Origin of the sequence: Mesorhizobium sp. M6A.T.Cr.TU.017.01.1.1 (assembly GCF_004023115.1) — a bacterium.
GTDB lineage: Bacteria > Pseudomonadota > Alphaproteobacteria > Rhizobiales > Rhizobiaceae > Mesorhizobium > Mesorhizobium mediterraneum.
In genome coordinates this window covers 1-14725 of record NZ_RZTA01000136.1, presented here as the reverse complement: position 1 = coordinate 14725, position 14725 = coordinate 1, and the positions used below count along the sequence as shown (strand labels likewise).

General features: G+C 63.8%; 16 protein-coding genes. 12 read left to right on the top strand and 4 right to left on the bottom strand.

What is annotated here, in order from left to right; genetic code table 11:
* Positions 1-229, bottom strand: a 229-nt coding sequence (locus tag EOB36_RS29415) for a GntR family transcriptional regulator (RefSeq protein ID WP_245467933.1), incomplete at its 3' end; no start/stop codon positions are given.
* Between the two features lie 193 nt (positions 230-422).
* Positions 423-1319, bottom strand: coding sequence for an NAD(P)-dependent oxidoreductase (locus tag EOB36_RS29410; protein ID WP_095482936.1), 897 nt, complete (start codon positions 1317-1319; stop codon positions 423-425).
* A gap of 155 nt (positions 1320-1474) precedes the next feature.
* On the opposite strand from EOB36_RS29410, the gene EOB36_RS29405 reads away from it, so the two are divergent.
* Positions 1475-2401 carry an NAD(P)-dependent oxidoreductase gene (locus EOB36_RS29405; protein ID WP_095482937.1) on the top strand — a complete coding sequence of 309 codons (927 nt, stop codon included), beginning with the start codon at positions 1475-1477 and terminating at the stop codon, positions 2399-2401.
* Positions 2402-2609: 208 nt separating this feature from the next.
* Here the strand turns inward: EOB36_RS29405 and EOB36_RS29400 are convergent, their stop codons facing one another.
* Positions 2610-3407: a FadR/GntR family transcriptional regulator gene (locus EOB36_RS29400; RefSeq protein WP_095482938.1), complete on the bottom strand. Its 798-nt coding sequence runs from the start codon at positions 3405-3407 to the stop codon at positions 2610-2612.
* Positions 3408-3542: 135 nt separating this feature from the next.
* Complete coding sequence (locus EOB36_RS29395; protein ID WP_095482939.1) at positions 3543-4532, bottom strand: sugar-binding protein; 990 nt, start codon at positions 4530-4532, stop codon at positions 3543-3545.
* Positions 4533-4962: 430 nt separating this feature from the next.
* Here EOB36_RS29395 and EOB36_RS29390 point away from each other — a divergent pair, with 430 nt between their 5' ends.
* The 11 genes from EOB36_RS29390 to EOB36_RS29340 all read left to right on the top strand — a co-directional run.
* On the top strand, positions 4963-5703 hold the full coding sequence (locus EOB36_RS29390; RefSeq protein WP_095482940.1) for an ATP-binding cassette domain-containing protein: 741 nt from the start codon (positions 4963-4965) through the stop codon (positions 5701-5703).
* Positions 5704-5743: 40 nt separating this feature from the next.
* Positions 5744-6742 (top strand): ABC transporter permease, encoded by a 999-nt coding sequence (locus EOB36_RS29385; RefSeq protein WP_126105818.1) that lies wholly within the window; start codon positions 5744-5746, stop codon positions 6740-6742.
* Between the two features lie 90 nt (positions 6743-6832).
* Complete coding sequence (locus tag EOB36_RS29380) at positions 6833-7600, top strand: SDR family oxidoreductase (protein ID WP_095482942.1); 768 nt, start codon at positions 6833-6835, stop codon at positions 7598-7600.
* 326 nt (positions 7601-7926) lie between these two features.
* A complete protein-coding gene (locus EOB36_RS29375; protein ID WP_128286250.1) occupies positions 7927-8754 on the top strand; it encodes an AraC family transcriptional regulator in 828 nt (275 codons plus the stop codon).
* Between the two features lie 103 nt (positions 8755-8857).
* Entirely contained in the window at positions 8858-9301 is a 444-nt protein-coding gene (locus EOB36_RS29370; protein ID WP_095482624.1) for an SRPBCC family protein, read from the top strand.
* 31 nt (positions 9302-9332) lie between these two features.
* On the top strand, positions 9333-10127 hold the full coding sequence (locus EOB36_RS29365; RefSeq protein ID WP_095482625.1) for an FAD binding domain-containing protein: 795 nt from the start codon (positions 9333-9335) through the stop codon (positions 10125-10127).
* Between the two features lie 50 nt (positions 10128-10177).
* Positions 10178-10660 (top strand): (2Fe-2S)-binding protein, encoded by a 483-nt coding sequence (locus EOB36_RS29360; RefSeq protein ID WP_128286249.1) that lies wholly within the window; start codon positions 10178-10180, stop codon positions 10658-10660.
* 15 nt (positions 10661-10675) lie between these two features.
* A complete protein-coding gene (locus EOB36_RS35850) occupies positions 10676-12043 on the top strand; it encodes a xanthine dehydrogenase family protein molybdopterin-binding subunit (protein WP_128286248.1) in 1368 nt (455 codons plus the stop codon).
* Between the two features lies 1 nt (position 12044).
* Positions 12045-13055, top strand: a complete 1011-nt coding sequence (locus EOB36_RS35845; RefSeq protein ID WP_128286247.1) for a molybdopterin cofactor-binding domain-containing protein — start codon at positions 12045-12047, stop codon at positions 13053-13055.
* 9 nt (positions 13056-13064) lie between these two features.
* Positions 13065-13946 (top strand): MoxR family ATPase, encoded by an 882-nt coding sequence (locus EOB36_RS29345; protein WP_095482628.1) that lies wholly within the window; start codon positions 13065-13067, stop codon positions 13944-13946.
* Between the two features lie 53 nt (positions 13947-13999).
* Positions 14000-14725: VWA domain-containing protein (locus tag EOB36_RS29340; RefSeq protein ID WP_206637221.1), on the top strand; the 726-nt coding region annotated here is incomplete at its 3' end.

The following is a 14725-nucleotide window of genomic DNA, read 5'->3' as shown; positions in this document are numbered from 1 at the left end:
GGTTCCAGCGCTCTTTCGGCTCGACCCAGCTGCCGATCTTGGGGCGCGAGGCCAGCAGGCTCTTGGCCATCAGCATCTTGATCGCTTCGCGCACCGCCGAGCGGCTGACGTCGAAGGTCTCCGACCACTTGGCTTCGTTGGGCAGGATGGTTCCCGGCGGATAGTCGCCGCGCACGATCCTCAGACCAATCTCATTGGCCAGCGACGCATGCACGCTCGATCCAGGCATGCGCGCCGCATCCGCACGGCGAACGGCGGTCGGGCGCTCGGCGGACGCCGCCTTGGCCGGTGTTTTTCCCTTATTCGGCTTGCCGTCCCGCATGTGCTCACAAAGTCCGGATTCCGAAGACTGTCAAGCACGGGAAAGACCCCGGGTTGGAAACCCGGCCGCCGTGCACAGATCAGCCAGGATCGACGCCCTGTCAGGCCGTCTTGACGTATTTCCGCCAGCTATGCTCAGGACGAAACCCGAGCACGTCCCGCGCTTTGCGGTTGGAGAGCAGCGTCTCGTATTCGCCAAGTTCGCCCTTAACCGGCACGTCAGGATAAAACCGCCTCAGCAGTTCGGCCGTCGGCAGGTCGGACGAAGTGTCGTCGTTGGCGGCGTTGAACACCTGATAGCCGAGCCCGTCCTTCTCGATAGCGCGCAACGTGATCTGGCCGAGATCGCGCGCGTCGATGTAGCTCCAGGCGATCCGCTTGCGGAAACCCGGATCGGCGAACCATTTCGGAAACAGCGAATATTCGTGCGGTTCGATGACGTTGCCGATGCGCAAAGCGTAGATGTCGATGCCGCTGCGCAGCGCGAAGGCACGCGCCGTCTTCTCGTTGACGATCTTGGACAGCGCATAGCTGTCCATCGGATCGACATCATAGTCCTCGTCGAGCGGGAAATGCGTCGGGTCGCGCGGCTCGTTGGCAAAGACCAGGCCGTAAGTTGTCTCGCTGGAAGCGATCACCACCTTGCGGATGCCGAGCTTCACCGCCGCCTCGATGACATTGTAGGTGCCAAGCGCGTTGATGCGGAACACCTCGTTATCGGGCGTGATCATGATGCGCGGGATCGCCGCGAAATGCACCACGGCATCGACCGGCTGCGCGCGCAGCGACGGGTCGAACTCGTGCAGGCCCATATAGCTGGACAGTGCATTGAACACCTGCCCGCTGTCGGTGATGTCGGTGATCAGCGTGCGCACCTTGGGATTGTCGAGCGGCTTGGTATCGATGTTGAGCACCTGGCAGCCCTGCTCGACCAGATACTGCACGACATGACGCCCGGCCTTGCCGCTGCCGCCGGTGAACATGATCCGCTTGGTCATTTTTGCTCTCCACATTCCGTAGGATTCATGTGTATTGTCAGACAATATGGCATTCCGCAATCGCCGACCATCGCCTGCGGCAAAAACCCGCTTCAACAATTCGCCTGCCAAAGCGCAGCACCGTCATCGATACCAGCAACACAGGACGACACGACATGAATACGACTGCCGCGAGCGAAAAGATCGGCTTCATCGGGCTTGGCCTGATGGGACACGGGATCGCCAAGAACATCGTCGACAAGGGCTATGCCCTGACGTTTCTCGGCCGCAAAAACCGCGCTCCGGCGGACGACCTGCTCGGCCGTGGCGCGAAGGAAGCGGCGACCTCGCGCGATGTCGCAGCGGCATCCGATATCGTCTTCATCTGCGTCACCGGCTCGCGCGAGGTCGAAGCCATCATCCGCGGACCCGGCGGCCTCAAGGAGGGCCTGAAAAAGGGCTCGATGGTCGTCGATTGCTCCACCTCGGATCCGACCTCGACCGTAGCGCTTGCCGCCGAACTCAAGGCGCTCGGCGTCGACTATGTCGATGCCCCGCTCAGCCGCACGCCGAAGGAGGCGTGGGAGGGCACGCTCGACGCCATGGTCGGTGCGTCCGACGCGGTCTTTGCCCGGCTGAAGCCGGTGCTCGACACCTGGGCTGGCCGCATCGTCCATATCGGCGACACCGGCGATGGCCACCGCATGAAGCTGCTCAACAATTTCATCTCGCTGGGCTATGCGGCGATCTATTCCGAGGCGCTGGCGCTGGCGCAGAAGGTCGGCATCTCGCCGCCGCGCTTCGACAGCGTCATCCGCAACGGCCGCATGGATTGCGGCTTCTACCAGACCTTCATGCGCTGGACGCTCGAAGGCGACCGCGACGCGCACAAATTCACCATCGCCAACGCCTTCAAGGACCTCACCTATCTCGAATCGATGGCGGGTGCTGCCGGCATCGCCAACCCGCTCGGCAATGCCACGAAGAACGCCTTCGCCGGCGCCTTCGCCGCCGGGCCCGCCGATCAATATGTGCCGATGCTGGCAACGCATATCGGCAAGATCAACGGCGTCGACCTGACACCGAGCAAGGACGGCAAGTAGTAGAAGATTTGAGGTGACCGACCTTAGTGTTTGGTCAAGGCTGGCGCTGCCCCCTCGGCTGCCTGCCGGGCACCCTCATTCCGGAGTAGGCGCGGTCGGCGAAGCGGCCGATCTCCCCCGCAAGGGGGGGTGAGATTGGACGTCACTTCGGCTTTCGCCAATCGCCAACGTAAGGCAGGGGCAGACGGCGCCAGCCTTGCTGGATGAATTACCGCCGTGACCGTCCGATAACGTCGTCAGTGTTGGCGAGTAGTCTGTGCACTGCCGTGCGGGCTGCAGCCGGCCGCTGGAGACGGATGTTCTTCTCGATGGCCTCATGCAGCGCCTGCGCCCGAGGCTGGTCGCTGGTTTCGCGCGTGACGAAAACGAAGAGGTGGTCGAGCGCCGATTCGATCAGCACGCCGAGCGGCACCAGGAGATCGTTGCCCGAGGCACGCAGGATGGCCAGATGAAAACGGGTATCCGCGCGGGTGCGTTCCGGCAGCGTCGCCGCCTCCCCCATCTCCCGGCAGGCCTGGCTGATCTCGGCCATCTGTTCGTCGCTACGCCGGATCGCGGCAAAGGCGCTGGCTTCCGGCTCGATGATGTGACGAAACTCCTGCACCGTGCGCAGGAACATTTCGCGATCGGGCGCCGTCGCGTACCAGGCGAGCACGTCGCGATCGAGTAGATTCCAGCGCTCCTTCGGCTCGACCCAGCTGCCGATCTTCGGGCGTGAGGCGAGCAGGCTCTTGGCCATCAGCATCTTGATCGCCTCGCGCACGGCCGAGCGGCTGACGTCGAAGGTCTCCGACCATTTAGCTTCGTTGGGCAGGATGGTTCCCGGCGGATAGTCGCCGCGCACGATCCGAAGACCGATCTCGTTGGCCAGCGACGCATGCACGCTCGATCCGGGGATCAGCGCCGCGTCGGCACGGCGAGCGCCGACCGGACGGGCGGCCCGTGCCTTGATCTTGGCCCGTTCCTTGACCGTGGTAAGTCGCTTTTTCGGTCTTGCGTCCGGCATCCACGTTCCCCCGGTGCAGGCTGAACTCAAGGCGCGGCAAAGCAGGAGCGGTTCGCCCCGGCAATGTCGCCTCGCACGTTTCATGAACCGGCGTGACGGGGCGCCCGTCGATCGGACGCCCCGAAAACTGCGAACCTACTTCTGGATGCAGGTGTCGACCGTATCTTTGGTGCACTCGTCGAGACCGGTGAAGACTGGATCGGCGACGGGCTTGCCTTCGACCAGGTCGATCATCACCGAGGGCGCCTTGTAGCCCATCTCGAACGGCCGTTGGCCGACCAGCGCGGTCACCAGACCCTCCTTGGCAATGGCCACTTCATCACCGATCGTATCGGCGGCGCCGATGACGAACTCGTTCTTGGCGATCTTGTCGGCCATCGGCTTGAACAGGTCGCGATAGGGCTGCGGCGCGCCGAACAGCGGCCAGCCGCCCATGATGCCGAAGGCGTCGAGATCGGGATTGGCGGCGAGGATATCGGTCATCGCCTGCACGCCCTTGGCGCCGTCGTCATTGGTGAACACCGGGCAGCCGGCAACTTCGGTCCAGCCGCCCTCGCCGGCGAGCGCCGGGAGATCCTTCTGGCCTGTAAGCGCGTCGCGCATGCCTTGGGCGCGGCGCAGGATGTTGTCGGCCGCCGGATTGCCTTGGATGGTGCAGATCTTGCCGCCATCCGGCTTGCCCTTCTTGATGTACTCGCCGATCTTGTATCCCATCAGGTAGTTGTCGGTGCCGAGATAGGTCTTGCGCAGCCCCGCATCTTCCTTGCTGAGGTCGGCGTCGAGCGTCATGATCGGGATCGACGGATTGGCGCTTTTGATCGTCTGCGCGATCAGCGGCGCGTTGGACGGCGAAATGGCCATCGCCACTGTATCGGGCTTGCTCAGCATGTCCTGAACGATCTGGGCTTCGCCGGCCTCGTCCGAGGTCGATGCCGGGCCGGTGTAGAAGCACTCATACTCCGAGCTGGCATTTTCCTTGTTCCATTTCTGGCAACCCTGGTTGATGGCCTCGAAGAACGGATTGTCGAGCCCCTTCACCACGATGACGAGCTGTTTCTTGGCCAAAGCCGGCCCGGCACCCAACGCCATGACGGCGACGGCGGCGAGCAATAGTGATTTCCTCATGTCAGTCCTCCCTTGAAACAGACGGACACGGCGTGCCCGCCACACAGACCAGCCCGGGTCAAGCGATGACAGAGGTTCGTTTCGCGAGCGCTCGTGTCGCCAAGCCGGGCCGATAAGCATTTCCAGATGCGGTAGCAGACCAGCGCGATACGGACGCTGCCAGATCCTCGACCGATAAACCTCCGCCTACTCCGCCCGGCGAGCCGGAACAGGAGATCGGCATAATCTCCTCCGGCGCTTAGCTAATATCGGCTTGCGACGAACGTCAATTGCTATTTGTCCTACAAAACGGATTTTTCGAAAGAAGCCGCTGTTGACGCCAAGGGGGCATGTGCGTAAATGGGCGAAAGCGCTGTTTCCGGGAGGGGCCGGAAAAGAGCGAGGGCCGCGGCAGAACCGCCGGCCGAAAGCACGGGGAGGAAGCAGTCTGGTGTCGGTTCTCGAACTCACCAATATCTCGAAACATTTCGGCGCCATCCAGGCTGTCAACGACGTTTCGCTCTCGATCGAGGCCGGACAGGTGGTCGGCCTGATGGGCGACAACGGCGCCGGCAAGTCGACGCTGGTCAAGATGATCGCCGGCAATTTCCCCCCGAGCCATGGCACGATGCAGATGGACGGCAAGGATCTGATCCTGCACAAGCCGGTGGAGGCGCGCCAGCACGGCATCGAGATCGTCCATCAGGATCTCGCGCTGTGCAACAATCTGACGGCCGCCGCCAATGTTTATCTCGGACGCGAGCTGCGCCGCGGCATCGGCCCGTTTCGCATCCTCGACTACGCCGCGATGTACAAGCGCGCCGGCCAGATCTTTGCCGAGCTGAAATCCGAGACCCGCCCGCGCGACCTGGTCAAGCAGATGTCGGGCGGCCAGCGGCAAGCGGTGGCGATCGCCCGCACCATGCTTTCGCAAGCCAAGATCGTGCTGATGGACGAGCCGACGGCGGCGATCTCGGTCCGGCAGGTCGCCGAGGTGCTGAACCTGATCCGCCATCTGCGCGACCAGGGCATTGCGGTCGTGCTGATCAGTCACCGCATGCCAGACGTCTTTGATGTTGCCGATCGCGTCATCGTCATGCGGCGCGGCCGCAAGGTCGCCGACAAGACGATCGCGTCGAGTTCGCCCGAGGAAGTCACCGGGCTCATTACCGGCGCCATCGAACAGGTTTGATGTCAGCGGGTTCCACCACGCAAGCAAATAAAGGTCGACGATGGCAGTAACTCTTGACCAGACGATCGCGCAGAAACAGCACACTTTGCTGAGCAGGGTGTTTGCCAGCCAGACCTTCTGGGTGGTGATCGCGGTCATCCTCGCCTGTCTGTTCCTGTCCGTGGCCACGGATTCCTTCGCCACGACGAAGAACCTCTACAACATCACCCGCAACGTCACTTTCGTCGCCATTGTGGCGCTCGGAATGACGTTTGTCATCATCACCGGCGGCATCGACCTGTCGGTCGGCTCGGTACTTTGCCTGTGCTCGATGGTGCTGGCCGTCACCATGCATGCCGGCTACGGCATCGAGGTCGGCATCGCCGCTGCGATCGCGACAGCGCTGATTATCGGCGCCTTCAACGGCATTTTGATCGCCTATCTCGGCTTTCCGCCCTTCGTGGTGACGCTCGGAATGCTGTCGATCGCCCGCAGCCTGGCCATGGTCGCCTCCAACAACACCGTCGTCTTCCAGTTCGGGCCCGATCACGACAAGCTTCTGGCGTTGGGCGGCGGCGCCTGGGTGTTCGGCATCGCCAATCCGGTGCTCTACACCATCTTGCTGGCGCTGATCACCGGCTTCGTGCTGCGCTGGACGAAATTCGGCCGGCACATCTTCGCCATCGGTGGCAACGAGCATGCGGCGACGCTGACCGGCGTTCCGGTGCGCCAGATCAAGGTCGCGGTCTACATGATCTCGGCGCTGGCAGCGGGCGTTGCCGGCATCATCCAGACCGGCTGGCTGGGCGCCGTCACCACCAATCTCGGCAACGGCATGGAGCTTCAGGTTATCGCCGCCACCGTCATCGGCGGCGCCAATTTGGCGGGCGGCATGGGTACGGCCTTTGGCGCCGTCGTCGGCGCAGCGCTGATCGAGGTGATCCGCAACAGTCTCGGCCTGCTCGGCATCAATGCGTTCTGGCAAGGTACCTTTATTGGCGGCGCTATTCTGATGGCGGTCCTGTTCGACCGGCTACGCAATTTCAGGCGCAACGAATAGGACCATGATCCCGAACCGAAGGTCCGCGCCGGCGAAAGCGGCGCTGACCGTCGGTTCGGATAAGATCATTGTCAAACAAAAGACAGTCTGATGGTGAAATCCCTCTTCAGCCTCGACGGACGGCTGGTGCTGATCACCGGTTCCGGCCAGGGAATCGGCTTTGCCCTGGCGCGGGGCCTTGCCGAGCATGGCGCGAGCGTGGTGCTGAACGGCCGCGATCCGGGCAAGGTCGCTGGTGCGGTGGCAAGGCTGGGCGACGCCGGCTTCAAGGCGCATGCCTCGATCTTCGACGTGACCGATTTTCATGCGGTCGATGAAGACATTGCCCGGATCGAGGCCGAGATCGGCGCCATCGACATCCTCGTCAACAATGCCGGCGTGCAGTTCCGCGCGCCGCTCGAGGATTTTCCCGAGGAGCAGTGGGAGCGCCTGTTCAAGACCAATGTCTCGGGCGCCTTCCACGCCGGCAAGGCGGTGGCCCGGCACATGATTCCGCGCGGCAAAGGCAAGATCATCAACATCGGTTCGGTGCAAAGCGAGCTCGCCAGAACCGGCATCGCGCCCTACACGGCGACCAAGGGCGCGATCAGGAACCTGACCAGGGGCATGTGCGCCGACTGGGCGAAACACGGCCTGCAGATCAATGCCATCGCGCCCGGCTATTTCCGCACCGAGATGAACCAGGCGCTGGTCGACAATCCGGAATTCTCCGCCTGGCTGGAGAAGCGCACGCCGGCCGGGCGCTGGGGCAATGTCGATGAACTGATCGGCGCCGCAGTCTTCCTGGCGTCGGATGCATCGTCCTTCGTCAATGGCCACACGCTTTATGTCGACGGCGGCCTGACCGCGTCGGTTTGAGAGGTGGCGCCTTCCCCTTCTCCCCTTGTGGGAGAAGGTGGCCTCGCGAAGCGAGGTCGGATGATGGATGTTCCAGCTTGGCAATAGCAAAGATCCACCGCCTCATTTCTTCCAACACCCCTCATCCGTCTCGACACTAACGCGCCGATCCACCTTCTCCCACAAGGGGAGAAGGGGCGCTAAGCTATCGCTCAGTCTGAAAATCCGCTGCTATAGCTTATCGCAGGCACCTGGCGTGCGCAGGTGCCTTGACGCGGACACTAAGCCCGCCGCACTATCCCCATTGCAGGCGAAGGGAGGCCAGTCGCCTGCGGGAGGATATACCCATGACGGAAGCGATCAGGCTCTACTGGGGCCGGTTCGGACATGTTTCTGTCCTGAACGTCGCCAGCGACTTCGTCACCCATGCCCATGTCGAGGCGCACATCATCATCTGGCTGGAAGGCACGGCCGGCGAGATGACCATCGGCCGCGAGACGGTGCGACTTGGACCGGGCACCGCCGCCGGCATCAATTCCTTCCAGCCGCACAGCCACGCTCTGTCCCGCGACGGCCGGCCCGGCCTGTTCCTCGCCTTCTACATCGATCCGGACTGGGCGCGACGACGCCGCGATCTGCCGTCCGCCGCGCCGCTGTTCTCGACGTCGGCGATCGTGCTGGAGCCATGGCTGCACAAGGCGGCGGCCAACCTTCTCGACCATCTCAGCGACAATGAGAGCATCGACGACATCGCCAATTACGAGATCGAGCGTTTTATCGACAGCCTGCTCGATGCTGCTGACGCTTCGGCCCCGCCGGTGACGCGCGCCCGCGTCCATACCATGCAGGACTTCCGCGTTCGCAAGGCGATCCAGCTGATGAAGGCCAATGTCTGCGAGCGCATCTGCTTCGATGACGTTGCGCGCAGCGTCGGCCTGTCGCGGCCGCATTTCTTCGCGCTGTTCAAGGAGCGGACCAATCTGACGCCCAACGTCTATTGGAACACGCTGCGCATGGAAGAAGCGGTGCGGCAGTTGCAGTGGTCGCAGGAGCCGCTGATCTCAGTGGCCTGCAATCTCGGCTTCACCACGCAGGGCAATTTCTCGCGCTTCTTCCGCGACCATGTCGGCGTTCCGCCGACACTCTATCGCGAGGCGGCGCGGGCCATTTCCTGAACCATTTTCAGACTATTTGATAGGTGTTCAAGACGCATTGATAAGCGCCGCCGGGCTCGCCGCCCTACCCTCGCGACACACATATTTGCAAGGGAACGATCATATGGCGAAAGTCACCATCTCCAGCGTCATCGACGCACCGGTCGAAAAGGTCTGGGCGCGCATACGCGACTTCAACGGCCTGCCGAGCTGGCACCCGCGCATGGTCGAGAGCCATATCGAGGACGGCAAGGATGCCGGCACGATCGGCTGCGTGCGCAATTTCGAGCTCGCCAGCGGCGCCCGTATCCGCGAAAAGCTGCTCGACTTCTCCGACGACAATTTCCTTGTCAGCTATTCCATCCTGGAGACGCCGCAGCCGCTCACCAATCACAAGGCGACACTGCGATTGCGGCGGGTGACCGACGGCGACCGCACCTATGCCGAATGGACCGCCAGCTTCGACGCTGCTCCGGAAGAGGCCGACAAATTGGCCGAGGGCATGGGCGCCAACGTTTTCCAGGGCGGCTTCAACGCCCTGAAGAATCATTTCGCCGGTCAAGGTTGAACTGAATTGGGCTGACAAACAGGAGCGTTCCATGGCGCTTGCATTGCAGACTTTTTCGACGGTGAAGGACGCGAATGCGGCATTGAAAGCTGCCGGCACCCGCTATCTCGGCGGCGGCACGCTGGTCGTGCGCGCCGCCAATGAAGGCGATGTCTCGGTCTCCAGCCTTATCAGGTCGACCGAACCGGTGCTGTCGGCCATCACCGTTTCCGGCAGCGAGGTCCACATCGGCGCTTCGGTGACCATGGCGGCGATCGCCCGTCACCCGGATCTCGCTGCGCTTAGCGGCGCGGCGCGCGCCGTCGGCGGCCCGGCGATCCGCAACATGGCGACAGTCGGCGGCAATCTCTTCGCCCCGGCGCCCTATGGCGATTTCACCGTCGCGCTGCTGGCGTTGGATGCCAGCGTCAGCACCGATGGCGGTGACCTGCCGATCGAAACCTTCCTGGCAAAACGCGAAAGCCACCACGCCATCGTCACCGCGGTCGGCTTCAGCTTGCCAGTAGATGGCGGCTTTCGCTTCCTGAAAGTGTCGAGGGTCAAGCCGAAGGGCGTCTCGGTGCTCAGCATCGCCGCCGTGCTGGAGCAGGCGCCGGACGGCACCGTGTCTTCGGCGCGGATCGCGCTTGGCTGCATGGCTGACCGTTCGATGCGCGCCAAGGCGGCAGAAAAGGCGCTGCTCGGCAGGAAACTCACCAGCGATGGCATCGCGCCAGCACTTGCCGCAGCCAGCGACGGGACCTCGCCCGTCACCGATCCGATCGCCAGTGCCTGGTATCGCAACGAAGTCCTATCGGTCCATCTCGGCCGGCTGCTGCTCGGCTGAAATTGCTCATTGGGGCGCGCGCTTGCTTGGCTGCGCGCAAGGAGGAAAACATGGCAAAGGTCCCGGTTCAGTTCACGCTCAACGGCGCGGAGAAGGCCGAATTCATCGACAGCGGCACGACGCTGCTTCATGCACTGCGCGACAAGATCGGCGACACCTCGCCGAAAGGCGGCTGCCATCAAGGCACATGCGGCGCCTGCTCGGTCATCATCGACGGTGAGCTCCGGCTTTCCTGCCTGACGCTGGCCGAGACCTGCAACGGCGCGACCATCACCACGACGTCAGGGCTTTCGGAAGGCGGCGTGCTGCATCCTTTGCAGCGCGCCTTCCTCGACGCCTTCGCCACGCAATGCGGCTTCTGCACGCCGGGCATGATCATGGCGGCCAAGGTTCTGCTCGACCACACGCCGAACCCCAGCCGCGAGGAAGTTGTCGAGGCGCTGTCGGGCAATATCTGCCGCTGCACGGGCTACGAGCCGATCATCCAGGCGGTGCTGACCGCCGCACGGTCCAATTCGCAGCATGCGGCTTGAGGGGAGTAAAAAAAGATGGAACTCCGCAAGAGCTATTTCGCCGACCAGCGCAAGGACGATCTGCACGAGATCGGCCAGCCCCGGCCGCGCTCCGATTCACCCGGTCATGTCACCGGCAAGACCGCCTATTTCGCCGACCGCAACTTTCCCGGCATGGTGCACCTGAAAATGGTGCGCAGCCCGCACCATCACGCCCGCATCCGCAGCATCGACATATCAGAGGCGGAAAAACATCCAGGCGTCGTCAAGGTGCTGACGGCTAAGGATGTGCCGCACAATGTCTACACCATCCTGATCCTGATCCAGATCGGGCCGGAGGACGAGACGGTGCTGGCCGACGGCAAGGTGCGCTGGAAGGGCGAGGCGGTGGTGGCGGTGCTGGCAGAGACCGAGCGTGCCGCCCAGGAAGCGGCGGCCAAGGTCAAGGTCGACTACGAGGTGCTGCCGGCCGTCTTCGACATGGAGGAGGCGCTAAAACCCGGCGCGCCGATCGTGAACGAATATCACGGCCAGAACTATTACCTCTATGACAGCGGCGAATGCCGAAAGGTGCGCTTCGGCGATGTCGAGGCAGGCTTCGCCGGCGCCGACCATGTCCTGGAACAGACCTACCAATCCTCGCCGATCGAGCACGCGCCGACCGAGACGACCGGCTGCGTCGTGGCGCCGGAGGGCAATGACCGCTTCACCTGCTATACCAACACGCAGGCGATGTTCTTCACGCTCGACAACACTTCGATCATCCTGCAGATGCCCGGCAACAAGCTGCATTTCGTCGGCGGCACCGTCGGTGGCGGTTTCGGCGGCAAGGTCGACGTCATCGTCGAGCCAATCGCCATCCTCGGCGCCAAGCTGACCGGGCGTCCGGTCTCCTTCATCTACAGCCGCGAGGAGGAGATGCAGATCTCCTCGCCGCGCGCGGCGGAAAAGGTCGTCATCAAGGACGGCGTCATGAAGGACGGCCGAATCGTCGCCCGCAAGGTCACCGGCTACACCGATGCCGGCGCCTATTCGCGCCATTCGCCCTATGGCGCGCAGAAGGGCGCTGGCCACTATCCCGGCCCCTATACGATCCCGAATGTGTGGATCGACACCTATTGCGTCTACACCAACCGCACGCCCTCCTCCGCCATGCGCGGCTTCGGCGTCACCATTGGCGATTTCGCGCTGGAGGTGCAGATGGACAAGCTTGCCCGGCTGATCGGGATGGACCCGCTCGAATTTCGCTTCATCAATGCCTACCGCGACGGCGACATGAAAGCGCATCGCCAACCGACGGAAGGGGCCGCGCTGATCGAGTGCATGCAGGAAGCGTCGCGCGCCGCCAACTGGCCGGTGGCGGAAAAATATCTGGCCATGTCCTCCTACGCGAAGGGAGCTTGAGATGGCGATCAGGCGCGGACGCGGCGTGGCCGCGATCAACTACCCGACCGGCATGAATCTCGGCGGCGACCCAACCCAGGCCCTGGTGCATTCGACCCCGACCGGCAATTTCATGGTCACGCTTTCCAGCGTCGATCTCGGCCAGGGCATGAAGCAGATCATGGCGCAGATCTGCGCCGAGACGATCGGCGTGCCGACCGACCGCGTCGTCGTCGACACCGCCGACACCGACACCGGTCCGCACTGCATGGGCACCTTCGCCTCGCGCGGCACGCATCGGGCCGGCAACGCCGTCATCCAGGCGGCCAGGGAAGCCCGCCAGGTGATGCTGGAAGTGGCGGCCGAGGAGCTGGAAGTGAATGCCTCGGACCTCGAGACCGACGGCTTGGGCAACATCCTGGTCAAGGGTGCGCCGCAGAAATCGATCTCGATCTTCGATGTCGCGCTGTCGGCGCATTTCAAGCACGGCCGCTCGATTTCCGGCCGCGGCATGTTTTTGATCCCCCGCTCCTACCCGGAGAAAGAAACCGGCGCGATGAAGCCGTCGACCTGCTATGCGCATGCCTGCACGGTGGCGGAAGTCGAGGTCGATGACGAGACCGGCGAAGTCACCGTGCTGACGGTCAAGAACGTCTTCGAGATCGGCCGCGCGCTCAACCCGAAAATGGTCGAGCAGCAGCTTGTCGGCGGCTCGTGGATGGGCATCAGCCATGCGCTCTATGAGACGACCGAACCCTATTACCCAAGTCGCGATCATGGCGGCACCGATTTCAACCAGTACCTGATGCCGGGCCCGGGTGATCTCGCGCAAACCGAGATCATCGTGCTGGAACGGCCCTCGGCCGATGGGCCGTACGGCGCCAAGGGGCCAGGCGAAATGTGCGCCAACCCGCAAATCCCGGCGGTCGCCAATGCCGTCTTCGACGCCGTCGGCGTGCGCATCGACACGCTGCCAATCACGCCGGAGCGCATCCTGCGGGCGCTGAAGGCGCAAGCCGGCGCGCCAAACTGAGTGTTGGAAATGCCCAAGAGAAGCGCCGAAACTGTCGCGACCTCGCCGGAGGCGGTGGCGTCGCGCCTCGCCGCCTCGCGCTATCTGGCTGATGAAAGCCTGGCCACCGCCATCTTCCTGGCGATCCGGCTGGGCAAGCCGTTGCTGCTCGAAGGCGCGCCCGGCGTCGGCAAGACGGAAGCGGCGAAGGCGATAGCCGAGCTGCTCGGACGCGATCTGGTGCGGCTGCAGTGCTATGAGGGCATCGACGCCGCGCACGCGCTCTACGAATGGAATTACCAGCGCCAGCTGCTTGCCATCCGCCATGCCGGCGAGCATGAGGTCGACATCTATGACGACCGCTTCCTGATCGCGCGGCCGCTGCTGCAGGTGCTGAAGGCGCCGGAAAAGCGCGTGCTGCTGGTCGACGAGATCGATCGCTCGGACCACGAGTTCGAAGCGCTGCTCCTGGAATTCCTTTCCGATTTCCAGATCAGCATCCCCGAGCGCGGCACCATCCGCGCCACGGCGCAGCCGATCGTCATCCTGACCTCGAACCGCACCCGCGAACTGGCGGAAGCGCTGCGGCGGCGCTGCGTCTACCACTGGATCACCTATCCCGGCGCCGAGCGCGAGGCCGAGATCATCATGCTGCGCGCCGGTGAAGTCGCCGAGGCGACCGCACGTGCCGTGGCTTCTGCCGTGCGCGACATCCGCGCCCGCCCGCTGGCCAAGCCGCCGGGCATCGCCGAAGCGGTCGAATGGGCGAACGCCGCGACGATCCTCGAAAAAGGCGGCAGCCCGTGGCCGGAAGCGTTCCGCCGCGCCATCGGCGTGCTGATCAAGGACGAGGAGGATCTGTCCTACATCGCGCCTGAGCTTGGCCGGATCGTCGAGGAGGCACTGGCGTGAGCGCCACAGCCTTGCCCCGGGCGGCTGCGCCCTTGCTCGGCTTCGGACGGCTGCTGCGCCGCTATGGCTTTCCGGTGGCGCCCGAGCAGGTGTCCGGCTTCATGCAGGCGGTGACGCTGCTTGGCCCGCGCTCTATGGCCGATATCCGCGAAGCAGCCCTTGCCACGCTTGCGCCGCCGCCCGACCGCCGCGATGAATTCGAGGCTCATTTCCAAAGCCATTTCTATGGCAACACCGCGGCTGTGGTCGAAGGCGAGGCCGACGAGGAAACCCGTATCAAGGACGACGGCGGCACCAGAGACGAAGAGAGCGAGGTGGCGCGCCAGGAGGAAGGTGGCGAGCTATCGTCTGGCGCCGAACAGTTGAGCGCCCGCGACTTTCAGCGCGACGGCAACGGGCTTGCTGCCTTCCGCCGCAAGCTTTCCGCCGCCCTGCCCGCTCGCCGCTCCTTCCGCACCGTGCGCACGCACGCGCGCGGCAAGCTCGATCTGCGCCGGTCGCTGCGAGAAATCGTCAGCGCCGATGGCGATGTGCCATCGCCGCTGCTGCGCCGCAGGCAGACCGTGCCGCGCAAGCTGCTGATCCTGATCGACGTGTCGGGCTCGATGAAGCTGCATACATCGGACTATCTCAAACTGGCGCATGCGGCGGTGCAGGGCGCAGACCGGGCTGAAATTTTCACCTTCGGCACGCGGCTGACCCGCATCACCGGGGCGTTGCGCATCCGCGACCGCGACCAGGCGCTGGCCCGCGTGGCAGCGCTGGTCGACGACTGGGAC